At 72.9% G+C, this 21,963-nt stretch carries 24 protein-coding genes and 1 pseudogene; 10 read left to right on the top strand and 15 right to left on the bottom strand.

Features of this window, described 5'->3' with window-relative positions; all coding sequences use genetic code 11:
* Positions 1 to 67 precede the first annotated feature (67 nt).
* Positions 68 to 274, top strand: coding sequence for a hypothetical protein (locus TR50_RS05685; RefSeq protein WP_042415113.1), 207 nt, complete (start codon positions 68 to 70; stop codon positions 272 to 274).
* 9 nt (positions 275 to 283) lie between these two features.
* Here TR50_RS05685 and TR50_RS05680 read toward each other — a convergent pair whose 3' ends face one another.
* From TR50_RS05680 to TR50_RS05665, 4 genes are all read right to left on the bottom strand, one after another.
* Positions 284 to 688, bottom strand: coding sequence for a hypothetical protein (locus TR50_RS05680; RefSeq protein WP_236654291.1), 405 nt, complete (start codon positions 686 to 688; stop codon positions 284 to 286).
* A gap of 49 nt (positions 689 to 737) precedes the next feature.
* The gene (locus tag TR50_RS05675) at positions 738 to 1,115 is read right to left on the bottom strand and encodes a roadblock/LC7 domain-containing protein (protein WP_174514810.1); all 378 of its coding nucleotides are present in this window, start codon (positions 1,113 to 1,115) and stop codon (positions 738 to 740) included.
* 28 nt (positions 1,116 to 1,143) lie between these two features.
* On the bottom strand, positions 1,144 to 1,764 hold the full coding sequence (locus TR50_RS05670; RefSeq protein WP_152648267.1) for a hypothetical protein: 621 nt from the start codon (positions 1,762 to 1,764) through the stop codon (positions 1,144 to 1,146).
* A 65-nt stretch (positions 1,765 to 1,829) separates the two neighbouring features.
* Entirely contained in the window at positions 1,830 to 2,834 is a 1,005-nt protein-coding gene (locus TR50_RS05665; protein ID WP_152648266.1) for a hypothetical protein, read from the bottom strand.
* Between the two features lie 249 nt (positions 2,835 to 3,083).
* Here TR50_RS05665 and TR50_RS05660 point away from each other — a divergent pair, with 249 nt between their 5' ends.
* The 4 genes from TR50_RS05660 to TR50_RS05645 all read left to right on the top strand — a co-directional run bounded on the left by TR50_RS05660 (position 3,084) and on the right by TR50_RS05645 (position 6,500).
* Positions 3,084 to 3,908 (top strand): glycerophosphodiester phosphodiesterase family protein, encoded by an 825-nt coding sequence (locus TR50_RS05660; protein WP_236654290.1) that lies wholly within the window; start codon positions 3,084 to 3,086, stop codon positions 3,906 to 3,908.
* Entirely contained in the window at positions 3,899 to 5,260 is a 1,362-nt protein-coding gene (locus TR50_RS05655; protein ID WP_084699769.1) for an MFS transporter, read from the top strand. Before TR50_RS05660 ends, TR50_RS05655 begins: the two co-directional genes overlap by 10 nt.
* A gap of 259 nt (positions 5,261 to 5,519) precedes the next feature.
* Positions 5,520 to 5,891 (top strand): RNA polymerase-binding protein RbpA, encoded by a 372-nt coding sequence (locus TR50_RS05650; protein ID WP_042415102.1) that lies wholly within the window; start codon positions 5,520 to 5,522, stop codon positions 5,889 to 5,891.
* A 93-nt stretch (positions 5,892 to 5,984) separates the two neighbouring features.
* The gene (locus TR50_RS05645) at positions 5,985 to 6,500 is read left to right on the top strand and encodes an NUDIX domain-containing protein (RefSeq protein WP_042415099.1); all 516 of its coding nucleotides are present in this window, start codon (positions 5,985 to 5,987) and stop codon (positions 6,498 to 6,500) included.
* Positions 6,501 to 6,631: 131 nt separating this feature from the next.
* Here the strand turns inward: TR50_RS05645 and TR50_RS05640 are convergent, their stop codons facing one another.
* The 5 genes from TR50_RS05640 to TR50_RS05620 form a co-directional block, all read right to left on the bottom strand.
* Positions 6,632 to 7,150 carry an FxsA family protein gene (locus TR50_RS05640; protein ID WP_236654289.1) on the bottom strand — a complete coding sequence of 173 codons (519 nt, stop codon included), beginning with the start codon at positions 7,148 to 7,150 and terminating at the stop codon, positions 6,632 to 6,634.
* 54 nt (positions 7,151 to 7,204) lie between these two features.
* Complete coding sequence (gene lnt / locus TR50_RS05635) at positions 7,205 to 8,836, bottom strand: apolipoprotein N-acyltransferase (protein ID WP_236654288.1); 1,632 nt, start codon at positions 8,834 to 8,836, stop codon at positions 7,205 to 7,207.
* 509 nt (positions 8,837 to 9,345) lie between these two features.
* Positions 9,346 to 9,807 carry an SLATT domain-containing protein gene (locus TR50_RS05630; protein ID WP_042415093.1) on the bottom strand — a complete coding sequence of 154 codons (462 nt, stop codon included), beginning with the start codon at positions 9,805 to 9,807 and terminating at the stop codon, positions 9,346 to 9,348.
* Between the two features lie 140 nt (positions 9,808 to 9,947).
* Positions 9,948 to 11,588 carry an amidohydrolase gene (locus TR50_RS05625; RefSeq protein ID WP_042415092.1) on the bottom strand — a complete coding sequence of 547 codons (1,641 nt, stop codon included), beginning with the start codon at positions 11,586 to 11,588 and terminating at the stop codon, positions 9,948 to 9,950.
* A gap of 70 nt (positions 11,589 to 11,658) precedes the next feature.
* The gene (locus TR50_RS05620) at positions 11,659 to 12,102 is read right to left on the bottom strand and encodes an Lrp/AsnC family transcriptional regulator (RefSeq protein ID WP_042368327.1); all 444 of its coding nucleotides are present in this window, start codon (positions 12,100 to 12,102) and stop codon (positions 11,659 to 11,661) included.
* 152 nt (positions 12,103 to 12,254) lie between these two features.
* On the opposite strand from TR50_RS05620, the gene TR50_RS05615 reads away from it, so the two are divergent.
* A complete protein-coding gene (locus tag TR50_RS05615; protein ID WP_042415089.1) occupies positions 12,255 to 12,638 on the top strand; it encodes a hypothetical protein in 384 nt (127 codons plus the stop codon).
* On the opposite strand, the gene TR50_RS05610 is transcribed toward TR50_RS05615, so the two are convergent.
* The 3 genes from TR50_RS05610 to TR50_RS05600 form a co-directional block, all read right to left on the bottom strand.
* Positions 12,626 to 13,726, bottom strand: coding sequence for a phosphotransferase family protein (locus tag TR50_RS05610; RefSeq protein ID WP_042415085.1), 1,101 nt, complete (start codon positions 13,724 to 13,726; stop codon positions 12,626 to 12,628). The genes TR50_RS05615 and TR50_RS05610 overlap by 13 nt on opposite strands.
* 2 nt (positions 13,727 to 13,728) lie before the next feature.
* Positions 13,729 to 14,838, bottom strand: coding sequence for an Rv3169 family protein (locus tag TR50_RS05605; RefSeq protein ID WP_042415515.1), 1,110 nt, complete (start codon positions 14,836 to 14,838; stop codon positions 13,729 to 13,731).
* A gap of 213 nt (positions 14,839 to 15,051) precedes the next feature.
* Positions 15,052 to 16,212, bottom strand: coding sequence for an acyl-CoA dehydrogenase family protein (locus TR50_RS05600; protein ID WP_042415084.1), 1,161 nt, complete (start codon positions 16,210 to 16,212; stop codon positions 15,052 to 15,054).
* A 191-nt stretch (positions 16,213 to 16,403) separates the two neighbouring features.
* Here TR50_RS05600 and TR50_RS05595 point away from each other — a divergent pair, with 191 nt between their 5' ends.
* The 3 genes from TR50_RS05595 to TR50_RS05585 all read left to right on the top strand — a co-directional run bounded on the left by TR50_RS05595 (position 16,404) and on the right by TR50_RS05585 (position 20,207).
* Positions 16,404 to 16,985, top strand: a complete 582-nt coding sequence (locus TR50_RS05595) for a uridine kinase family protein (RefSeq protein ID WP_042415082.1) — start codon at positions 16,404 to 16,406, stop codon at positions 16,983 to 16,985.
* Between the two features lie 548 nt (positions 16,986 to 17,533).
* Complete coding sequence (locus TR50_RS05590; RefSeq protein ID WP_084699792.1) at positions 17,534 to 19,519, top strand: AAA family ATPase; 1,986 nt, start codon at positions 17,534 to 17,536, stop codon at positions 19,517 to 19,519.
* Positions 19,520 to 19,529: 10 nt separating this feature from the next.
* Entirely contained in the window at positions 19,530 to 20,207 is a 678-nt protein-coding gene (locus TR50_RS05585; RefSeq protein ID WP_236654287.1) for a cysteine hydrolase family protein, read from the top strand.
* A gap of 64 nt (positions 20,208 to 20,271) precedes the next feature.
* Here the strand turns inward: TR50_RS05585 and TR50_RS05580 are convergent, their stop codons facing one another.
* From TR50_RS05580 to TR50_RS05575, 3 genes and pseudogenes are all read right to left on the bottom strand, one after another.
* A complete protein-coding gene (locus TR50_RS05580; protein ID WP_042415072.1) occupies positions 20,272 to 20,574 on the bottom strand; it encodes a muconolactone Delta-isomerase family protein in 303 nt (100 codons plus the stop codon).
* Positions 20,575 to 20,614: 40 nt separating this feature from the next.
* Positions 20,615 to 20,716, bottom strand: a pseudogene (locus TR50_RS48450) (NAD(P)H dehydrogenase); the annotation flags it as partial.
* 88 nt (positions 20,717 to 20,804) lie between these two features.
* Positions 20,805 to 21,467, bottom strand: a complete 663-nt coding sequence (locus TR50_RS05575; RefSeq protein WP_042415068.1) for an SDR family NAD(P)-dependent oxidoreductase — start codon at positions 21,465 to 21,467, stop codon at positions 20,805 to 20,807.
* Positions 21,468 to 21,576: 109 nt separating this feature from the next.
* Between TR50_RS05575 and TR50_RS05570 the strand changes: the two genes are divergently transcribed.
* Positions 21,577 to 21,939, top strand: a complete 363-nt coding sequence (locus tag TR50_RS05570; protein ID WP_042415065.1) for a MerR family transcriptional regulator — start codon at positions 21,577 to 21,579, stop codon at positions 21,937 to 21,939.
* Positions 21,940 to 21,963: the final 24 nt, after the last annotated feature.

Raw genomic sequence — 21,963 nt, 5'->3', positions numbered from 1 at the left:
GGGTACGAGACGGCCGTCGGCCGCTCCCGTCCCCCGCTCCCGCCGCGATCCCGCCGGAGGTTCCGCCATGACCACCGACGACCTGCCCACCCACGACCTGCCCACCGGGCTGACCGAGCCGGCACGCCTCGCTCTCGAGCGGGCCGGCTACCGCCGCCTCGGGGATCTGGACGGCGTCCCCGAGGCGGACCTGCGCCGGCTGCCCGGCGTCGGCCCACGCGCCCTGCGGCTGCTGAAACTCGCCCTCGAGGCCAGGGGGCTGCACCTGGGGTGACGGCCCCTGTCACATGGGGCCGTGCTCCTTGATCACCCGTCGGGTCTGCGCGAAGAGCATCCCCACGTTGACGTTCTTGCGGCACACGACGACGGACACCATCTCGTCCTGACTGTCCATCCGGATGAACAGGTGGGCCAGGTTGTCGCTGTTGACCAGCACCTCCTGGAAGTAGTGCCGGTCGGAGGAGACGCCGCGCCGCTCCTTGAAGATGTTCTCGATCATCACCACGTTCCGACCCTGGAACAGCTCGAACGTCGCGGCGGCGAGCAGGTCGAGGACCTCCGCCGGGTGGGAGTCGACCGTCTCCACGGTCAGCAGCATGCCGGTGGACAGGTCGATCACCCCCGCCGCCAGGCAGTCGGGCACGTCGTTGCGCAGGTGCTTGACGAGTTCGGTGATGCGGTCGGACATGCTCGCCGGTGTGTTCATGCTCTTCCCCAAAGTCGGTCTTCTGTGTCGTTCATCTCGTGCGCCCGCACAGCAGGTCGTCCAGGCGCTCGATGAGCGCTCCGGTCTCCAGGTGCAGGCGCCCGAGGTCGAGGCCCTCGTCGCCGAGGACCGCGAGCAGCGCGGTGTCGCCCACCGCGTAGATCACGGCGTAGCCGCCGCCGCAGTGGGTCACGGTCTGCCGCAGCGGGCCGCGTCCGGACACGGCCGCGGTCCGGCGGGCCAGGCCCAGGCCCGCGGCCGCCAGCGCGGCCAGCGACTCCGGGTCGATCTCCGCCGCCGTGTCCGCCGCGACCAGCAGGCCGTCGACCGCGGCCACGGCCGCGTCGGTGATCCCGGGCACCCGCTCGCGCAGGCCGCGGATCTCGGCGACCAGCGCCTCCTGGCTCATCCACTCACTCCCTCCCCGGGCACCGGCCCTACCGGTACCGTCTGAGACCCCACAGAATCTGACGGAGCGTCGATTCCGAAACCTGCCTGGCCCGCGCGGCCGGCACCGCGCCGGGTATCTGCCGGCCGGGCTCCCGGCGCGGCAGTTCCTCCCCGTCCTCGTAGGGCGCCTCGGGCGGCGGCGCGGGGTCCGGCTCGGGTCGGGCGCGGGCGGCGACGGGTGGATACGACCGCGCGGCCGCGTCGAGGTGCCGGTGGTACTCGACCGCGCCCGGCAGGCATTCCGCGACCGCGCGCAGATCAAGCCGCGCCATGGCCAGATTCGCCTGCGACCGGTCCAGGGAGATCTGGATGAACGCGTGCCACTCCCCCGAACGCAGACGCGCCGCCTGCCAGAGACAGAAATAGCGCGATCCGGTGATGATGACTTCCTCGACCGCCTGACCGTTTCCGGTCGGATCAGATCCCCCGGCGTCCGCATTTCCGACCACGCCGCCGAAATCCTCGACCGCGCCCATCGCAATTCCGAGCGCGACTTTTCCGAGCGGTTCCGGAACTCCTCCGGTCTGCGCGGGACGGGAGGTCGTACCGAGGACCCGTCCGCTGCCGATGTCACCGAAGGCCGCCGCCACCGCGCCGGGGATGCGCATCGCGCTCTCCAGTGCCCCCGGGGCGGCCTCGTCCTGGCCCGCCTCCCCCCAGAGCCCCCCGTGGCTCATGAGCCGCTCACGCGGCTCTGCCGCCGGGGCAGCCGCACCGGACCGGCGGGGTCCGCCACGCCGGAGGAGACGCCGGACGGGATGCCGGACGCGATGCCGGACGGGGCGGCGGGGGGCGCGGCGTGCCGGGGCGCGAGCAGGGCCCGGACCTCGCCGCCCTCCCGGTTCGCCGAGCCGATCCGGACCAGCCCGTCGGCCAGCAGCCGGGACGCCTCGACCGTCACGGGGTAGACGCCCCGGCCCAGCAGAAAGGCGATGTCGCGCGCGGTACGCCGCCCGTCGGCGAGCCCGAGCACCTCCCGGCGCAGGCCCCCGGCGGCCCGGGGACCCCCGGCGTTCGGGCCGGCACCGACGGCGGCCTGCGCGGCCGCAGGCTCCGCGACCGCCGCGAGCCGGTCGCGCCCAGGCCTCACCGGCGTCGGGAACTGGGCGAGCGCGACCAGTCGCCGCTCCGTCTCGGCGCGCAGCTGCCAGGCGTCCACCCTGGTCACCGCACTGGTCCAGGGCTGCTCCCTGCCGACCGGTTCGGCTCCGAACGCGGCATCGGTCCCGACGGCGGCCCCGGCACCGGCACCGGCTCCGTTGCCGGCCACCGGACCTGCGTCCGGGGGCGGCGGCTCCCAGCGGCACTCCTCGACCGTGCCGGCCGCAATGGCGAAGGCGGCGTCGAACAGGGCCATCAGACAGACCGTCTCCAGCTCGGCCGCGCCGACCAGACCGCGCCGCACCAGCTCGACCGCGAAGCGCCCGGAGGGGGCGCCCGCCTGGTAGGCGGCGACCCACGAGGCCTCCAGGATCCGGCCGGAGCGCAGCAGCAGGGCCTCGGCCCCGGGCGCGCCGGGGCTCTCCGCTCCGGTGATACGCCCGCCGTCCAGCCGGAGCAGGCCGCCCGGATCGCCTGCGGCCCACAGCGTCCCGGTCGCGGCGGCGCGGCTCTGCGCGGTGAGCGCCGCGAGCACCTCCTCGGGCAGAACCCGGGCGATTCGATCTCGCTCAGACATCGACCTATCAATTTCGATCAGATTCTGCAGGAAAGCCGGTGCATGCACCGATGAATTCAGGGCAGATTGCGCTGGGAAGGCATGCCGAAAAGACACCCGGCAAAAGGACGGGAGACCGCCGCGGAATATGCCGTCCGCTCGCAGCGCCTTAATTTCATCCGCGCGGGTGGAGTGAGTCAAGCGATTGATGACAATTGGTGGTGCCGCCGTGACTCCGCGCCACCTGCGCCAACGGGCATACTTCTGCCCGTGACCAGCGATTCCGCTCTGCGCCCGGGCCGCCCCGCCGCCCGACATCCATATCTGGACCACCCGGGTCCGCTCGCGTTCGCCCACCGGGGCGGTACCCTCGGCGGTCCCGAGAACTCGATGGCGGCCTTCGAACGGGCCGTCCGGCTGGGCTACCGCTATCTGGAGACGGACGTCCACACCACGGCCGACGGCGTGCTGGTCGCCTTCCACGACGACCGGCTGGACCGGGTCACCGACGGCACCGGCGCGGTCGCCCAGCTGCCGTGGCGCATCGTCTCCGCCGCCCGCATCGGCGGACGCGAGGCGATACCGACGCTGGAGGAGTTGCTCGACGCCTTTCCCGAGACCCGCTTCAACATCGACGTGAAGGCCGCGGCGGCGGTCCGCCCGCTGGTCGACGCCGTGCGGCGGACGAACGCCTGGGACCGCGTCTGCGTCGGCTCCTTCTCCGAGACGCGCCTGGCCGCCGTCCGCGCCGCGGCCGGGCCGCGGCTGGCCACCTCCGCCGGACCCCGCGACGTGGCCGCGCTCAAAGTGCGCTCCCTGGCCCGGGGCGGGCTTCCGCTCGGTCGCGGCGCACGCCGCCGCGCGGTCTGCCTCCAGGTGCCCGAGCGCGTCGCGGGCGGCGGCGACACCGGCCCGCGCCTGGTCGACCGCGCCTTCGTGGAGACCGCCCACGCGCTCGGCCTGCAGGTCCACGTCTGGACGGTGAACGAAGCCGACCGGATGAGGTCACTGCTCGATCTGGGTGTTGATGGCATCATGACGGATCACATCGACGTCCTGCGCGATGTCCTGATCGAGCGCGGAGCCTGGATTTGATCACTACTGCCCCGGCGTCGACCGAGACGACCGACCTCAAGCGCGCCCAACTCGGGTGGTATCTGAACGACTGGGCGAACGCGGCCTTCTCGGCGACGGTGCTCACGGTCTTCCTCGGCCCCTACCTCACCGACATCGCCAAGAATTCGGCCGACTCCCACGGCGACGTGCATCCGCTCGGCCTCGCCGTCCGAGCCGGATCGTTCTTCCCGTACACGGTCTCCTTCTCCGTGCTGATCTCCGTCGCGGTGATGCTGCTGGCCGGCGCGGCCGCGGACCGCGCCGGTCGCCACAAGACCCTGCTCGTCGCCTTCGCGTACGTGGGCGCGGCGGCCACGCTCGGCATGTTCTTCCTCGGCGGCCACCGCTACCTGCTCGGCGGCGGACTGCTGGTCGTCGCCAACGTCTGCTACGCCGTCTCCGCGGCCCTGGCCAACTCCTTCCTGCCGGGCCTGGCCGCCCCGGACGACCGGGACCGGATCTCCTCCAAGGGGTGGGCCTTCGGCTACGCGGGCGGCGGCCTGCTGCTCGTGCTGAACCTCGCGCTCTTCCTCGGCCACAGCGCGCTCGGCCTCTCCAGCGGCACGGCGGTCCGCCTCTGCCTGGCCTCCGCCGGTCTGTGGTGGGCCACCTTCACGGTCTTCCCGATGCTGCGCCTGCCGCAGCGGGCAGGTCTCGCCCCGGTGGCGAAGCCCGTCGACGAGCATGCGGGCGGCACGCTGCGCGAGCTCGCCGGGACGCTGCGCGGGATGAAGAAGTACCCGCTGACGCTGCTCTTCCTGATCGCGTTCCTCTGCTACAACGACGGCATCCAGACCGTGATCTCCCAAGCCTCCCTCTACGGCAGCGAGGAACTGGGCATGAGCCAGACCACGCTGATCGCGGGCGTGCTGCTGGTCCAGATCGTCGCCATCGGCGGCGCGCTGCTGCTGGGGCGGATCGCCGGGCGCTTCGGCGCCAAGCGCACCATCATGGGCTCGCTGGTGGCGTGGGTGGTCACCCTGGCCTTCGGCTACGTCATGCCCGCCCACCAGCCGATCTGGTTCTACACCCTGGCCGCCGCCATCGGCCTGGTGCTGGGCGGCAGCCAGGCGCTGTCGCGCTCGCTGTTCTCGCACCTGATCCCGGCCGGCCACGAGGCCGAGTACTTCTCGCTCTACAAGATCAGCGACCGCGGCACCAGCTGGATGGGCCCGCTCGTCTTCGGCCTCGCCTACCAGGTGACCGGGAGCTACCGGATCGCGATCATCTCGCTGCTGGTCTTCTTCGCGATCGGTTTCCTGCTGCTCATGCGCGTTCCGGTGCGCCGGGCGATCGAGGCCGCGGGCAACCGGGTCCCGAACATCTCGTGACCCGCGGGGCATCCCGTGAAGGCGCCGTGGAGGCCGTGCGGAGGTCTGTCATTTCGTGACTGCGCGACACGATAGGTCAACCGAGGGTGATATCTGCCCCCAGATGTGACAAATCGGACGCGGGTGGGTACAAACTTGGGCGGCGTGACGTAAGTCGCGCGCGTACTGCGGGAATCTTCGACGGTTGCCGCACGTTGTACCGACCGACGAAGACAGCGACATCCAGTCCTGTGGGCCAAGAGCCCGGGAGGCACGATTCATGAGTGAGCGAGCTCTCCGCGGCACGCGACTCGGGGCGACCAGCTACGAGACCGACCGCGGTATCGATCTGGCGCCTCGCCAGACCGTCGAGTACGCATGCCAGAACGGACACCGCTTCGAGGTGCCCTTCTCGGTCGAGGCCGAGATCCCGCACATCTGGGAGTGCCGGTTCTGCGGCAGCGAGGCGCTGCTGATCGACGGTGACGAGCCCGAAGAGAAGAAGATCAAGCCGGTCCGTACGCATTGGGACATGCTGATGGAGCGGCGCACGCGCGAGGAGCTGGAGGAGGTCCTCGCCGAGCGCCTGGAGGTTCTCCGCTCCGGTCGCATGAACATCGCCGTGCATCCGCGCGACCGCAAGAGCGCGTAAAGCGCCTTGCGCGACGAGGCCCGGGCTCCCCTCGCGGGGAGCCCGGGCCTCGTCGCGCCCGAACGCGTCCGCCCACAGAACCCGGAGCAGCCGATGCCCCAGTGGATCCCCCCGGAGCAGTACAGCGCCGCGCTGCCCAAGGCGACCGTCTTCGCCTGCCTGATGTTCACCGACACGGCCGGACGCCTGCTCCAGCTGAGGTCGGTCGAGGAGCAGCGCCTGGAGCGCTGGCAGTGGCCCGGCGGCAACCTCGACGACCCGGCCGAGACCCCCTGGCAGGTCGCCGTCCGCGAGTGCCGGGAGGAGACCGGCATCGAGTTCGGCGGCGAGCCGCGTCTGCTCGGCATGCGGTTCATCCCCCCGCGCCCGTACTGGCCCTACGGCCATCTGGGCTTCTTCTTCGACGGCGGAGTCCTCTCCGAGGCGCAACTGCACGCGATCCGGCTCGACCCGTCCGAGCACACCCGCTGGGAGGTCCGCACCCTGGACGCCTGGCGTCCGGACCTGGACGCCGACCAGTTCGAGCGGGCCGCGGCCTTCCTCCAGGCCCGCGCCACGGGCACCCCGTGCTACGTGGAGACCGGAAACGAGCCCGGCCGCCAGCTGTAGTGACCCGCAGCGTCGGTCGGCCACCCCCGCCCGGGGCTGCTCCGCCGCGGGCACGAACGGGCGGCTCCCGCTCTCCTGCCGCCGCTGCTGGGCGGCCACCGCCGGAACGGAGCCGGTCGGGCGGCTCAGCCTCAGCGCAGCTCGCCGCGGTCCTGGGGCTCGTCGCGGCGGGAGTAGTCGTACGGGCCGGAGGCGGGCGCGCCGTCCTCGTGGACGACCTGGCCCTGGACCACCTTGCCGTCCGGCCGGTGGATGCGGACCTGCTCCTGGAGGCGGACGGCGTCGCCGAGAGGGCCGCGGCGCAGCAGCGCCATCGGCACCCGCTGCAGGCGCCGCGCCACCGGCGGGACCAGGCAGAGCAGACCGAGCACGTCGCTGATGAAGCCCGGGATCATCAGCAGGACGCCGCCGACGACGGTGACCGCCGTCCGCGCCTCGCCCTCCGGCACGCTGCCCTTGCGCGCCGCCGCGAACGCCTTCAGGCCCGCGCGCTTGACGACCGACGCACCCGCCACGAACCCGGCCAACAGCAACAGCAGCGTCGGCAGCCAGCCGATCAGCTCGGCCACCGTCACCAGGAGCACCAGCTCGGCCACCGCGTAGGCGGCGACGAGCAGGGGCAGGAACCGCTTGAGTCGGGACGCGCGCACCGTGGCTTGGCCCTTCGTTGGTCGTGTCAGGCTTCCACGGTAGAACGCCGGAGGTCAGGCCGGTGTTCCAGGCGTTCCCGAGGAGCGCCGGCGGCGCGTCCAGGCCGCGAAGGCGACCGCGCCGAGGCCGACGAAGGACAGCGCCCACTCCGGCCCGGCGCCGACGCGGTCGGCCAGGGTGAGGCCGTCACGCAGCGGGACCTTGACGTCGAGCTCGGCCTGCGTGGCCAGCTGCGTGCGCTGGACGACCGAGCCGTCCGGAGCGATGACCGCGCTGATGCCGCTGGTCGCGGCGATCACCACGGCGCGCCCGTGCTCGACCGCGCGCAGGCGGGACATGGCGAACTGCTGGTCCGGCTGGTCGGTGTGCTCGTACGTCGCGTTGTTGGTCTGCACGACCAGGACCCGGCCGCCCTTGGCGACCGCGTCGTGGACGATGCCGTCGTAGGCGACCTCGAAGCAGATCACGTCGCCGATCTTCGCCGGGCCGACCTGGAGGATGCCGGTCTTGTCGCCCGGGTAGAAGTCGCGGGCCACCCGCTGGAGGCGGGTGATGTACTTCATCAGGATCGAGCGGAACGGCACGTACTCGCCGAACGGCACCGGGTGCTGCTTGGTGTAGTGCGCGCCGGGGCCCGTCTTCGGGTCCCAGACGATCCCCTCGTTCATCACGTGCTGCGCGTCCGGTCCATCGACGAGCGCGCCGACCAGCATCGGCACACCGGTGCGCCCCGCGGCCTGGCTGATCGCGTCGTAGGCGGCGGGCGTGTTGTACGGGTTGACGTCGGAGGAGTTCTCCGGCCAGATCACCAGCTGCGGCTGCGGGAGCTTGCCCGCGTCGACCTTGTTCATCAGGTCGAAGGTCGCCGCGACGTGGTTGTCGAGCACCTGCATCGGGCGGCCGAGGAAGTCCATGCCGGCGTGCGGCACGTTGCCCTGGACCACGCCGATCTGCGCGTAGGCAGGGCCGCCCGCGGTGGTCCCGGCGGTCGGCAGCGGGACCGCGTAGCCGACGACGCCGGCCACGGCCGCGCCCGCCACGCAGGCGAGCCCGAGACGACCGCTGCGCTCCCGGCCCTCTCGGGTGCGCAGCGCCAGCACCGCCGCCGCGAGCAGCGCACCGCAGAGCGCGACCGCGAAGCTGACCAGCGGTGCCCCGCCGAGCGCCGCGAGCGGCGTGAACGGCGAGGAGGTGTTGGCGAACGCGAGGCGCCCCCACGGGAAGCCGCCGAGCGGCACCCGGTCGCGCGCCCACTCCTGGGCCACCCACAGGCACGCGGTCCACAGCGGCCAGAAGCGCAGCCGGGAGACGACCGCGAGCCCGGCGCCCATGGCGGTCAGGAAGAGCGCCTCGGCGACGGAGAGCAGCGCCCAGGCGTCGTAGCCGATGACGTCGATCCACAGCAGCAGCCACAGCATGAAGACCAGGCCGAAGACCAGACCCGTCCAGGCGCCCTGCCGCGCCGTGCGCCCGTACGTGAGCAGGCTCAGGCCGGCGACGGCGACGAGCGACAGCGGCCAGATGCCGACGGAGGGAAACGACAGCGCGAGCAGCACGCCGCAGAGCGCGGCGAGGGCGGTGCGCGGCAGGCCGCGGCGGATCCGGGCGCCGATCCGGACGAGACGCGGCGGGCGCGCTCCGGCCTCCGCGAGGTCCTTGGAACGGTCGTCCGATTCCAGGGTCAAGGGCACGTTCGCCGCCAATCCGCAGCAGATGATTCCAGGGGCTGTGGGAAGACGGTACATCCTGCGGTTAAGTGCAGGTGAGAGCGGACCTGAGGGAGCGCGTGCCAGGTCGCGGCACGGAAACGGCCCGGACGCTCTTCGGTCCGACTCGGGACCTGCTGGCTGCGGGCCGACCAGAAGCCGTTGTCTACTGAGCGTCCGGGCCGAGCCCGGAGTCCACACCCGTCGCCGCGAGGCGCGCTTGCGCGCGCTCGCGCCGAGGCCCGCGCTCCCCGGTCCGGCGGCGCCGGCTCCTGGCGGTGGAGACCAACGGCGGTCCCGGGTTTGGCGTGGGTCTGCTGTCCGGTGGACGACGACGAACCTACTCGCGGCCCCGCAGGGCCTGTCAACCGGGGTGTTACCTGGGCAGACGACGTTACGCCGCAGGTCAGCGCGGTGCGCTGGGGCCCGGACCGGGTTCGGGCCAACCCTTCGTTCGGCGGAATCCGGGCGGCGGGGACCGCGCTCTGCTACGCGGCGTCGGGCTCCCGACGCCGCAGTTTGGCCCACCCGTCGTGGTGCTCCCGCAGGATCTCGTCGAGCCGCTCCAGGAACTCCCGGACCTGGTCGGAGGCGGGGCCGTCGGTGAGGCCCTTGCTGTAGAAGGTGATGTCCCGGTCGAGCGATTCGAGCCGCAGGACGGTCTGGCTGGCCTGGATCCAGAGTGAGCGGTGCGAGAAGAAGGCGTCCCAGGCGGCGAGGACGGTGATGAGCGCGCTGATGCCGAGCGCGACATCCAGCAGGACCTGCCGCCCCGGATCCCCGACCCGGACGCCGAGCAGCACGGTCGAACAGGCGGACAGCGTCACTGTCGCCATCTGCAGCCCGAAGGCGCGTCGGCGGTCCCCGTTCTGGTGCCGCTTCACCGCCGCCATGATGCGGCGCACCTCGGCGGCGACGAACTCGAGTTGCGCCTCGGCCGGTCCGGTCACTCTTCCCCCTAGGTCCAGTTGCACTCACCTCAGGGGCGCGGGGAACTGCGCGACAAGCCACCCACCCATGTGCCGGACCGAAGGCGCAGGGCCGTCCGCACAGGGTGGTTTCTCGCGCAGTCCCCCGCCCCCCTGAGCGGCTAGCGCATGTGCACAGTCTTACCGTTCACGAGCGTCGCGAGACAGCTCGGCAGCTCCCGACCCGGCGTGAGGTCGGGCAGGCCCGGGACGCCGCTGCGGGGGTCCGTGGACCAGTTGCGGATGATCTCGTCCGGGGCCTGGACGATCAGGTCGGTCGGCGCCCAGACCGCGAGGGACGCGGGCGCACCGGGGACGAGGGTGCCGGCGTCGTCGCGCCCCAGGGCGCGCCATCCGCCGCGCGTGTGGGCGGTGAACGCCGCCCGCGCGGAGACGCGGTGCTCGGGCGTGCGGTGGAAGGCCGCCGCGCGGACCGTGCCCCACGGGTCCAGCGGGGTGACCGGCGCGTCGGAGCCGAAGGCCAGCGGGACGCCCGCGCGCAGCAGCGCCGCGAAGGGGTTCATCGTGCGGGCGCGCTCCGCGCCGAGGCGGTCGACGTACATACCGGACTCGCCGCCCCAGAACGCGTCGAACGCGGGCTGCACGGACGCGGTGAGGCCGAGCTCGGCGAAGGCGGCGATCTGCTCGGGGGTCAGCAGCTCGGCGTGCTCGACACGGTGCCGCAGGGCTCGGACGCGCTCCAGGCCGAGCTTCTCGGCGACCGCGCGGACGCCAGCGACCAGGGCCCCCAGCGCGCCGTCCCCGATGGCGTGGAAGCCCGCCTGGAGGCCCGCCTCGGTGCAGGCGTGGACGTGGTCGGCGACGTCCTCGGCGCTGAGGTAGGAGGCGCCGGTGTGCTCCTCGTCGGCGTAGGCGGCGTGCAGGCACGCGGTGTGGGAGCCGAGCGCGCCGTCGATGAAGAGGTCTCCGCCCGCGCCGACCGCGCCCAGGCGGCGGGCGGTGTCGACCGCGCCGAGCTCGCCCCAGTAGCCGAAGACCTCCGGACCGCCGCCGGCCGCCGCCAGGGCCAGCAGACCCGTCAGGTCCGCCTCGGAGGAGATCTGCGGGCCCGCGCACTCGTGGAGGGCGCCGATGCCGAGGGTGACCGCGTGGGCCAGTGTGGCCCGCTGCGCGGCCTCGCGCTGCGGGGCGGTCAGATGGCCCAGGGCGGCGGCCCGGACGGCGTGGTGGGCGGCGCGGCTGAGCGGGCCCTCGGGCAGGTGTCCGGGCAGACCCGGCAACTCCGGGCCCGCGAGGGCGCGCAGGGCCGTGGAGGCGAGCGCGGAGTGGACGTCGGTGCGGGAGAGGTAGAGCGCGGTGCCGTCGGCGGCCTCGTCGAGCTCGGCGAGGCTGGGCGCGCGGCGCTCGGGCCACTTGGCCTCGTCCCAGCCGTGGCCGAGCAGCACGCCGCCCGGCCCGACGCCGGACGCGCGGACGAAGGCGCGGATGCGCGCCAGCGCCTCGCCCAGGCTCGGGCAGGCCGTCAGATCCAGGCCGGTGAGGGCGAGGCCGGTCGACGTGGCGTGCACGTGGGCGTCCACGAACGCCGGGGTGACCAGGGCGCCCGCCAGGTCCACGACGAGGTCGGCGTCGCGGGCGTAGCTCTCGGCCGCGCCCTCCTCACCGACCCAGGCGACGACGCCGTCCTGCATCAGCAGGGCGGTGGCGAAGGGGTCGGCGGGGCTGTAGACGTCGCCGCCGCGCAGCAGGACCGTGCGCGCGGCGGAGTCGGCGAGGGCGGGGAGCGGTGCTGCGGCGGTCATGCGGTCCACCTTATGAGACGACGCCGACGACGCCGTGACCAGCCCCGGGGGCGGTCCCGCCGCGGCCGCCCTACTTCAGCTGGGGCGGGCGCGCCTCGTAGGGGGTGCTGAGCACGACCGTGGTTCTGGTCGAGACGCCGGCCGCCGAGCGGATCCGCGCGAGCAGGTCCTCCAGATCACCCGGGGTGGCCACGCGGATCTTGAGGATGTAGTTCTCGTCGCCGGCCACGCTGTGGCAGGCCTCGATCTCCTCGATCCCGGCGAGCCGTTCGGGGGTGTCGTCCGGTGCGCTGGGGTCGAAGGGTTTGACTGAGATGAACGCCGTCAGCGGCAGGTTGACCGCCTCCGGGTCGACGATCGCGGCGTAGCCGCGGATCACGCCGCGCTGTTCGAGGCGTCGCACCCGCTGGTGCACCGCCGAGGTGGACAGGCCGGTGGCCTTGCCCAGGTCCGTGTAGCTCATCCGGCCGTCCGCGACCAGCAGCTGCACGATCTGTCGATCGAGTTCCTCCACCCGGACAACTTAGCCGACGCGTCGTGTGAGCAAGGACACAGGCCCTTGCCGGAGCCGCCCGCACCCTCAGGGTTATCCGGTGCCCTGGATGGGAAGTGGTCGCTATGGTCGCGGCGTCAGAGGTCCGCGTGCCTGCTCCAGGGGGAGTTCACATGACTGTTGTCGAGCAGCTCAGCGCTGTCCGGAACGAAGAGGCCGACATCGAGGCCAGAACGCCGGGCACCGACCCGGGCGAGGCGGAGACCTGGGAGATCACCCGGTTCCGCTGCCCCGACTGCCACCGTCCGATCGCCGTTCTGGACGACGAGGAGCGCTTTCCACAGCACGCCGTCGTGACCACGCCGTGGCACCCCTTCTCCGCCACCGTCTGCCAGGGCTCCGGCCGTTGGCTGGACGACGCCGACGAGGAGGACCAGCTGCTGGACGCCGAGCCCTCGCTCGCCGAGTTCCTGACGCTCCCCGCCGAGCTGGACTGGCGCCGCCAGCCCTTCTCGCACGTCGGCCGGGTCATCCCGCAGCAGCGTCAGGCCGCGTAGCGTCCTTCGACCATCGCCTCCAGCGTCGCCCGGTGCAGGATCAGCCGGTCCGGGTCGGCCGGGGCCTCCGCCTCGCCGAAGTGGACCTGCCGGTAGCCGATCCTGAGCATCACCACGGCATGCCGCAGGGCCGCGTACAGCGTGAAGAACTCCAGGTCGTGCGGCGTGTGCCCGCTCGCCCGGGCGTACTGCGCCGCGACGGTCCCCCGGTCCAGGAAGCCCGGGAGGCCGTCCTGCCCGGAGGCGACGGTCAGGTCCTGGAAGAAGCGGTGCAGGAAGACGAACCAGCCGAGGTCGAGCTCGCGCGGGCCCAGCGCGGCCATCTCCCAGTCGAGCACGGCCGCCGGGGTGAAACCCTGGTAGATGACGTTGCCGATGCGGGCGTCGCCCCAGCTGAGCACGGTCTCGCCCGGGTCGGCCGGCCAGAGCCGCTCCAGCGCGGCGAAGGCGCGCTCGATCAGGGGTGAGGCCGCGCGTCCCCGCACGACCCAGTCGTAGTACGCCCGTTGCTCGTTGACGTGCTGTCGCAGCGGCGTGTCACCCGGCGCGCGGGACCGGAGGAACCCGGCCTCGGCGACGGGCGCGCGGTGGAGTTCGGCGAGCAGCTCGACGCTCGCGCGTTGCAGCTGCCCGCGTTCCGACTCGCCGGCCTCGTGCAGCCAGTTGCCGCCGTAGGTGTAGGGCATGAGGTCGGGCGGGACGCGCCCGTCGACCCGCTCCATGACGAAGGCGGGCGCGCCGAGCGGCTCCGGGTCCGTCTCCAGCCGCAGCAGCGTCGGCACGGGCGCCTTGGTGTGCGCGGCGACCAGCTCCATGCAGCGGTACTGGCGCTCCATGTCGTAGGCGGGGAACACGGTGTAGGCGTTCGGGTCGGCGGCGAGCCGCAGCACGCAGGGCTGGAGGCTGCCGTCGGCGTGGCGCAGGTCGAACAGGACGGTCTCGCTGGACATGCCGTTGGACTGAGGGACGGTCAGCTTCTCGGGGGTCGCGTCGGGCTGCCAGCCGGCGATCCACGCCGCGAGGCGGGCCCTCAGCTGCTCGGGGTCACGGGTGCTGGTGCGCGGGCGCGGGGCCGGTGCGGCGGTCATCGTCACACCTCCCGGGCGTGCGGGGCGACGGGCGCGACGGGCGCGACGGCGGAGAAGCCGGCGAAGCCGGAGGGGTCGTGGCGTCCGAAGCTGCCGTGCTCGAAGACGCCGTGGCCGACCTCCCCGTCGAGGGTGAAGCGGGCGGCGTGGTCGGTGACCCCGTAGGCGGCGAGGCCGAGGTCGGCCGGGTCGGTGAGGTCGTAGCGGCGGCGGTCCACCCAGCCGCGCCCCTGCCATGTGCCGTGCTGCCAGTCCTGCGCGGGCGGATAGCCCGCGCCGACCGCGAGCGGGGTGCCCCCGAGCAGCTCGGCGTGGATCTCGACCGGCTTGCGGGCGGCGTCGGTGAGGTGCAGGGTCGCCCCGGTCGGCACGCGGGTGCCGGGCCGGTAGGCGATGTCGACGTGGGGCCAGCCCAGTTGTTCGTCCCGGCGGCTGTCGTCGGCGTGGACGAGCACGGCCTCGTTGAGGGAGCGGTACCCGTCGGCGTCCTCCTGGAGGATCACCATGACGAAGCGGTCGCGGAAGCGGATCGGGCACCACACCCAGTGGAACCCCTCGGTCCGGTGCTCCTCGGCCGCGCGGCCGGGCTGCTCGCCCGGGATCGGCCGCACCCCCCAACTGCGGTCCCGGGTCGCGGTCCACTCCCCCGGCGTGAGCGTGAACTCCTCGCCCCCGGCCCGGATCCACCCGCTCGCGCCGCCGGCCTGCACGAACCTGCGGCCCTCCAGCGTGAGCCGGTCCCCGCTGTAGCCGAGGTGGTGCGGCTCCCAGACGGCGGGGAACTCCGCCTGCCAGGTCAGATCACAGGCGAGGCCGTCCGATGCGTCGCCCTCGCCCTCGCCCTCGCAGATCACCCGCAGGGTGCGCAGCGGCTCGACCACCTCGATCCGGATCGGCCCGACGGCGAGCCTCATCCGGTCCTCCCCCAGCGCGTCCGAGGCGCGGACGGCGTGGAGGGTGTCGCCCACCTTGAGCGTCACGTAGGCGTCGATGACGCCGGCGTTCGGGTACACCCCGAGCCCGGCGATCAGCAGGGCGCGTCCCGCGTGGTCGAAGACGTGGACGATGCAGCGGTCGTACGCGTTGCGGTCCCCGGTGGCGACGTGCCGCATGGACAGCGGCGCCTGGTGCACGGGGTACTCGTCCAGGGGGACGGGACGGAACACCACACTGGCCTCCTCGACGGGAAGGAATGTCTGACGGTATGTCAGATCCCGTTGAGGAGGCCAGAGCCGTGCAATGCCCGAAGGGTGGGGGATCGCCGGACGCGCAGGGCCGTCCGCATGTCAGGGGTTGCTCGCGCAGTACCCCGCGCCCCTGACTGCTCAGCGGGTGAGCGTCCTGCCGATCACCAGGCGCTGGATCTGGTTGGTGCCCTCGACGATCTGGAGCACCTTCGCCTCGCGCATGTACCGCTCGACCGGGTGGTCCTGGGTGTAGCCGTAGCCGCCGAGGACCTGGACCGCGTCCGTGGTGACGCGCATCGCCGCGTCCGTGCAGAAGAGCTTGGCCATCGCCGCCTCCTTGCTGAAGGAGAGCCCGGCGTCGCGGCGGCGCGCGGCCGCCAGGTAGAGGGCGCGGCCGGCCTCGACCGCGGTCGCCATGTCGGCGAGCAGGAAGGACAGGCCCTGGAAGTCCGCGATGGCGCGGCCGAACTGCTCGCGCTCCTTCGCGTAGCCCACCGCGTAGTCCAGCGCGGCCTGGGCCACGCCCACCGCGCACGCGGCGATGCCGAGGCGGCCGGAGTCCAGCGCGGCCATGGCGATGCCGAAGCCCTGGCCCTCCTGGCCGATCAGGCGCTCCGCGGGGACGTGGGCGTCGTCGAAGAGGACCTGGGCGGTCGGGGAGCCCTTCATACCCATCTTGCGCTCGGGCGCTGCGCCGGAGACGCCGGGGGTGTCGGCCGGGACCAGCAGCACGCTGATGCCGCGCGGGCCGTCGTCGCTGGTGCGCACCATCGTGCTGTAGAAGTCGGCGACGCCGCCGTGGGTGATCCACGCCTTGGTGCCGTTGACGACGTATTCGTCGCCCTCCCGCAGGGCCCGGGTCTTCAGCCCGGCCGCGTCCGAACCGGACTGCGGCTCGGAGAGGCAGTACGCGCCGAGTTGCTCGCCGCCGATCATGTCCGGCAGCCACTTCTCGCGCTGCGCCTCACTGCCGAAGGTGGCGAGGGCGTGGCAGGAGAGGGTGTGCACGCTGAGGCCGAGGCCGACGGTGAGGCGCGCGGCCGCCAGCTCCTCGATCACCTGGAGGTAGACCTCGTACGGCTGGGCGCCGCCGCCGTACTGCTCGTCGTACGGGAGGCCCAGCAGACCCGAGCGGCCGAGCGTGCGGAAGGCCTCGCGGGGGAACTCCGCCGCGGCCTCCTCCTCGGACGCCTGCGGCCGGAGCTCGTTGTCGGCGAGGTCCCGGGTGAGCGCGAGCAGCTCGCGCGCCTCGTCGGTGGGGAGCTGGCGCTCGACGGGCTTGGTCGCGGACGCGGTCATGGCGGCTCTGCCTCCTGGTCTCGGGGCCCGACGCCCCAGGTGGGGAGGTCGGGCGACGACACGTACGACGGCACCGGGTCTCGGTGAACGATCGCTAACATGCAGCGCTGGAAGTATGCCCCATTCGGGGCGGCCCGCACCACGCCGGAGCTGGGCGGATCCGGGCCGTCACGCCGTAGGCTCGGATCACCATGCTCAGCCTCCCCTCCCTCGCCGCGCGCCTCCGCGTCCTCGCGCCCTCCTGCGGGCCGACGCGACTGCTGGCCGTCGACGGCTACGCCGGCTCCGGCAAGACCACCTTCGCCGCCCTCCTCGCCGGGGAACTCGGCGAGGACGGCCCCGCTCCGGTCGTGCACCTGGACGATCTGGCGACGCACGAGGAGTTCTTCGCCTGGACCGGCCGGCTGCGGACGGAGGTGCTCGCACCCCTGGCCGAGGGACGTCCGGTGCGCCACCGCGTCTACGACTGGGAGCTCGCGCGGTTCGACGAGACGGTCCGGGAGCTTCCGGCCGCTCCGCCGTTCCTGATCCTGGAGGGCGTGGGCGCCGGACGGCGCGCGGTGCGGCCGTACCTGTCGGCGCTGCTGTGGATGGACCTGGACGCCGAGACCGCCCGCACGCGCGGCGAACTGCGGGACGGTCCGCAGCTCGCGGAGTTCTGGAAACAGTGGACGAAGGAACAGTCCGAGCACTTCCGTGTCGACCCCAGCCGTGGCTTCGCGGATTTCCTGGTGACCGGCTCCACCGGTCGGCCGTTCGCTGACGCAGCGTAATCGCTACAGCGTGTACCCAATAGCCTGTCCGCGAGCCAGCGAATCGTCGGGGAACGCAACCGCCCGGGGGCGAACCACCCCACGATGATGCCCTTGACCTGCACCCCTGGCACCAACTACGTTCTGAATCAGCGCGACGCACTGTGATCGCGCTTCGCAGACACGAGCTGCCGGCCGTTCCCCCGTGGCCGGCAGCTCGTCCTTTTCCGGCCCATCCGTCCGCCAGGCACCACTGGCCCCGGTGACCGAGCGTGATATGCAGAGTAAAACCCTCCGCTTGTGTGAGAACTCTGTTTATGTCCCCACCAGCCGATACGGCAGCGCGGCACTCTTCCGGATCAGCAAGACCCCGGTACGATTCCCCATGAGCGTGCGGGCTCGGTCGCCGCGTGCTCACGGACCGTCAAGGTGTGGCGTCTGCAGGCCTCCCGGGTCAGCCCTCCAGCGGGCAGCGGGGACGCGGAGCAGCAGGGGGCGAAGCGGTGGGGACTGAGGACAACGGCGACAGGCGCTCACGCGGCCTGGCCGATCGCGCCTGGCTGCGTGCCATGGACGCCTACACCGCCGGCGCGTACACCCGCGCCGAGGAGGAGTTCCGTGCCGCCGTCCGGCTCGACCCGGGCATGGCCGACGCCTGGCTCGGCCTGCACGCGCTGCGCTCGGACACCTCGGCCGCCCTGCTGAACATGCACCGGCACCGGGAGCGCTTCGGCGAGCAGCGGCGCCGCCACCGACGTCCGCTCAGCTCCTGGTACTGGCTGGGCTGGTGGGTCCAGCCGCTGCTGGAGACCGGGCGGGACCTGACCCTGGCCCACGCCTCGCACTGGCTCGACGGACGCCACCTCGCCGAGCTCGACCAGGCGCTGGCCGAGTGCCCCGGCGCGACCGAGGACAGCGCCGTCCGCTTCCTGCACGCCTGCCGCTCCTACCTCACCAAGGACTGGGAGCAGCTGATCCGCGACACCGACGGGCTGCTCGACGACCCGCTGCTCGGCATCGAGGCGGGCCTGTTCAGCGGCATGGCGCGGGTGCGCCTCGACATGTGCGGCCAGGCCGAGCTGCCGCTGTCGACCTCGCTCGCCCGCTGCCGCTCGGAGCAGCCGCAGCGCAAGGAGCTGCGGTACTGGCTCGCCCGCGCCTACGAGGGCGTCGGCCGCAGCGCGGCGGCCCTCTCGCTCTACCGGGCGGTGCACCGGGTCGACCCCGGCTTCATGGACACCTCCGCCCGCCTCGCCGCGATCACCGCGGAGGACGGCGTCGACCCCGCCCTGCTCGAGTCCCCGCAGGAGCCGGGCCTGCTGCGTCCCGGCCGGGCGGGCGGCGTCGGCGGCGGGGACGTGTCCGGCTTCGACATCACCGCGTTCGACGGCACGGGCTTCGACGCGACCGCGTTCGAGGGGACGGGCTTCGAGGGCGGCGGGTTCGAGGGGACGGGCTTCGAGGGCGGCGCCGACGCGACGGACTTCGACGACGGCGCCGACAACCCCGTCGACGTCGGCTTCGAGCCGGTCTTCTACGACCCGCTGCCCGGCTTCCCGCTCGCCGAGGACGAGGAGGAGGCCGAGGCGGAGACGGCGGCGGGCACCACGACCGTCGACGGCGCGACCGAGAGCGCGACCGTCCCGGCCGCCCGCGACCGCGCCGCGCTGCCCGCGTCCGCGAACCGCGAGACGCCGCCGGACCAGCAGCGGCTGGAGGCGGCGCTGGCCGAACTCGACCGCATGGTCGGGCTGGAGCCGGTCAAGCGGCAGGTGCTGGCGCTCTCCGCCCAGCTGCGGATGGCGCGCCTGCGCGCGGACCAGGGCCTGCCGGTGCAGCCGCCCAAGCGGCACTTCGTGTTCTCCGGCCCCTCCGGGACCGGCAAGACCACCGTCGCCCGGATCCTCGGCCGGGTCTTCTACGCCCTCGGCCTGCTCAGCGGCGACCACCTGGTCGAGGCCCAGCGCGCGGACCTGGTGGGCGAGTTCCTGGGCCAGACCGCGGTGAAGGCCAACGAGCTGATCGACTCCGCGCTGGACGGGGTCCTGTTCATAGACGAGGCCTACAGCCTCGCCAACTCCGGCTACTCCAAGGGCGACGCCTACGGCGACGAGGCCCTCCAGGTCCTGCTCAAGCGCGCGGAGGACAACCGCGACCGCCTGGTCGTCATCCTCGCCGGCTACCCCGAGGGCATGAACCGCCTGCTGGCCGCCAACCCCGGCCTCAGCTCCCGCTTCACCACCCGCGTCGACTTCCCGAGCTACCGCCCCGTCGAACTGGCCGCCATCGGCCAGTCGCTGGCCGCGCACGACGGGGACTTCTGGGACGACGAGGCCCTGGAGGAGCTCCGCAGCATCTGCGGCCACGTGGTGCGCGAGGGCTGGATCGACGACCTCGGCAACGGGCGCTTCATGCGCACGCTGTACGAGAAGTCCTGCGCCTACCGGGACCTGCGGCTGTCGGTGCTGGCCGAGCTGCCCACCAGACAGGACCTGGCCGCGTTGCGGCTGCCGGACGTTCTCCAGGCCTATGGAGAACTCATCGACGGTCGGTAGGGTCGCGGTCGTGGCCCAGACGGAACCGAGGCCCCACGCCTGGCGCATAGACGCCCGCGAGTACGCACGTCAGGAGCGGCGCAGGGGCCGGCGCCACGCCTACGAACGGCTGACGGGCGGCCGGACCGCGCTGGTGGTCGTCGACATGGTGCGCTTCTTCGTCGACGGCAACCCGTTCGGGCTGGCCGCCGTCCCCAACGTCCGCGCGCTCGCGCGCGGGACCCGCGCGGCGGGCGGCACCGTCGCGTGGGTGCTGCCCGCCGTCCCCGAGCAGGCGACCAGCTGGGCGCTGGACTTCTGCGGCCCCGAGATCGCGGAACGCTACCGCCGCGCCGGCGGCTCCGGCCCGACGCGTGACCGCCTCTGGCCCGAACTCGCCCCCGCCGCAGAGGACCTGGTGGTCGAGAAGACCACCGCCTCCGCCTTCTTCCCCGGCCGCTGCCCCCTCCCCGCGTTCCTAGAGCAGCGCGGCGTGGACACCATCCTGGCCTGCGGCCTGGTCACCAACGTCTGCGTCGAATCCACCGTCCGCGACGCCGCCACCCTGGGCTACCGCACCATCCTGGCCGCCGACGCCTGCGCGACCCGCGACGACGCCACCCACAACGCCTCACTGACCACGATCTACCGCAGCTTCGGCGACGTCCGCGCGACCCAGGAGATCCTCGCCCTGCTGACAGCGGGTTAGCGCCGACCAGGGTCGAGCGCCGGGGCCGGCGACGATCCGGGTCCGCGGCGGGGCCGCGTGGGGATCAGACCGCGTCGGCGACTCCGGCCGGGTCATTGGGGTGCGAGTGGAGGGAGGTGACCGTCGAGGTCATCCACGGCCACAGCGGAAGCGTGCCGAGCACCTTCTCGTACAGCTCGGCCTCGTCGGCGGCCCGCCAGAGACCGATGCTGCGCAGCTCGCCCACGGGGCGCCACAGCCGGACCAGGTGGCCGGCGCGGGCCAGTTCCGCAGCGCGGACGGCTTCGGCCGCGCGCCGACGCTCGACCTCGGCCGGGTCGGTGCCCTCGGGCACCGTGGTGGTGAGTTCGACCAGGAATTCCTTCATGGCTTCTCCTTCTGATGCAGGTGTGACGATTGACGCTCGGTCAGGCGGCCCTGAGCTGTGCGGTGATCTTGACGACGCGCTCGGCCTGGATACGGGCGGCGGTGCGGGTGGTGTCGTCGACGGGGTTGTCGCCCTGGGCGTCGGGAGCCGAAGGGCACCGCGTCGGCCCACTCGATGTCCTCGGCGCACAGGAGTTCTCCGTTTCGAGGTGGTGGGGTGGGTGGCTTGCTTCACGCCGAGGCTGAGGTCGAGTGCACGACCTCGTGTTGCCACTGCGCCTGCGGCTGCTGGTGCAGAGCCCAGTAGTGCTCGGCGATCAGGTCGGGGTCCGCGTCGGTGCCCGGCACGACGGCGCAGTCCACGGTGACGGTGGCCACGTGCACGCCGAGGTGGCGGTACTCCTGGTCGAGGATCCGGGTGAGCGCGCGGACACCGGCCTTGCCGAGGGACAGGCTCGTGCTGCGGCCCAGGGGTTGCGGCATGCCACCGGTGATGATCACCGTGCCGCCGCCGGTCCGGGCCATCCGCGGGGCCAGGTACGTCGCCGCGTCCATCGCGCCGAGCACGTTCACCGACCACGCCTCCAGGTGCTGCTGCGTGCTCAGTTCGCCGGGCCGGTCCGCCTGGATGATCGCGGCGTTGTAGACGAGGACGTCGGGCACGCCGTGCGCGTCCACGGCTGCGTCGACGGCGGCGTAGAGCGCGGTACGGTCGGTGCTGTCGGCGCGCAGGGCGAGCACCGGAGCAGAGGACTGCGTGCGCACCGCGGCGGCGACCTCGTGTACGGCTTCGCTGCGGGCGATCGCCGTGACGGGGAGGCCCTCGCGCCCGAACCGCGCGGCGATCGAGGCGCCCAGGCCCGGTCCGGCGCCGACGATGACTAGTCCTGGCATGGGAATCTCCTCCGACTCGCGTGGTGTTGAACGCGACGACCGTAGGTCCTCTCATCGGTGTGAGGAGCAAGCCCTGCGGCATCGTCGCAGGTGGGGAGGGGGAGCGCGGATGCAGATCGGCGAACTCGCCGCCCGTTCCGGAGTGCCGGAGCGGCTGTTGCGGTACTACGAGGAGCGCGGGCTGCTGGCGCCTGACCGGACGACCGCGGGCCGGCGTCGCTATCAGGAGTCGGACGTGGCGCGGGTCGACACCATCCGGGCGCTGCTCGCCGCGGGTCTGAACACCGCGAACATCGCGGTCATGCTGCCGTGCGTGGGGTACGACGCGGGGCGACTGCTGCCGCAGTGCCCGGAGATGGTCACCCGCCTGGCCCGGCAGCGCAGGCGCTTGGACGAGTCGATCGCGGGGCTGGAGCACTCACGTCGCCTGGTCGACGAGCTCCTCGCGGAAGCGGGGCGGGTTGGTCCATAGGCGCATCGTGGCTCTGGAGCACGG

This window comes from Streptacidiphilus anmyonensis (genome assembly GCF_000787855.1).
GTDB lineage: Bacteria > Actinomycetota > Actinomycetes > Streptomycetales > Streptomycetaceae > Streptacidiphilus > Streptacidiphilus anmyonensis.
The sequence above is the reverse complement of the archived record's forward strand: the minus strand, read 5'-3'. Positions and strand labels throughout refer to the sequence as shown.

Bases quoted from the DNA above. Each gene is read 5' to 3' on its own strand.
- TR50_RS05685 (WP_042415113.1), top strand. From the start codon at position 68: ATGACCACCGACGACCTGCCCACCCACGACCTGCCCACCGGGCTGACC.
- TR50_RS05680 (WP_236654291.1), bottom strand. From the start codon at position 688: ATGTCCGACCGCATCACCGAACTCGTCAAGCACCTGCGCAACGACGTG.
- TR50_RS05675 (WP_174514810.1), bottom strand. From the start codon at position 1,115: ATGAGCCAGGAGGCGCTGGTCGCCGAGATCCGCGGCCTGCGCGAGCGG.
- TR50_RS05670 (WP_152648267.1), bottom strand. From the start codon at position 1,764: ATGCGCATCCCCGGCGCGGTGGCGGCGGCCTTCGGTGACATCGGCAGC.
- TR50_RS05665 (WP_152648266.1), bottom strand. From the start codon at position 2,834: ATGTCTGAGCGAGATCGAATCGCCCGGGTTCTGCCCGAGGAGGTGCTC.
- TR50_RS05650 (WP_042415102.1), top strand. From the start codon at position 5,520: ATGAGTGAGCGAGCTCTCCGCGGCACGCGACTCGGGGCGACCAGCTAC.
- TR50_RS05645 (WP_042415099.1), top strand. From the start codon at position 5,985: ATGCCCCAGTGGATCCCCCCGGAGCAGTACAGCGCCGCGCTGCCCAAG.
- TR50_RS05625 (WP_042415092.1), bottom strand. From the start codon at position 11,588: ATGACCGCCGCAGCACCGCTCCCCGCCCTCGCCGACTCCGCCGCGCGC.
- TR50_RS05615 (WP_042415089.1), top strand. From the start codon at position 12,255: ATGACTGTTGTCGAGCAGCTCAGCGCTGTCCGGAACGAAGAGGCCGAC.
- TR50_RS05610 (WP_042415085.1), bottom strand. From the start codon at position 13,726: ATGACCGCCGCACCGGCCCCGCGCCCGCGCACCAGCACCCGTGACCCC.
- TR50_RS05605 (WP_042415515.1), bottom strand. From the start codon at position 14,838: ATGCGGCACGTCGCCACCGGGGACCGCAACGCGTACGACCGCTGCATC.
- TR50_RS05600 (WP_042415084.1), bottom strand. From the start codon at position 16,212: ATGACCGCGTCCGCGACCAAGCCCGTCGAGCGCCAGCTCCCCACCGAC.
- TR50_RS05595 (WP_042415082.1), top strand. From the start codon at position 16,404: ATGCTCAGCCTCCCCTCCCTCGCCGCGCGCCTCCGCGTCCTCGCGCCC.
- TR50_RS05590 (WP_084699792.1), top strand. From the start codon at position 17,534: ATGGACGCCTACACCGCCGGCGCGTACACCCGCGCCGAGGAGGAGTTC.
- TR50_RS05580 (WP_042415072.1), bottom strand. From the start codon at position 20,574: ATGAAGGAATTCCTGGTCGAACTCACCACCACGGTGCCCGAGGGCACC.
- TR50_RS05575 (WP_042415068.1), bottom strand. From the start codon at position 21,467: ATGCCAGGACTAGTCATCGTCGGCGCCGGACCGGGCCTGGGCGCCTCG.
- TR50_RS05570 (WP_042415065.1), top strand. From the start codon at position 21,577: ATGCAGATCGGCGAACTCGCCGCCCGTTCCGGAGTGCCGGAGCGGCTG.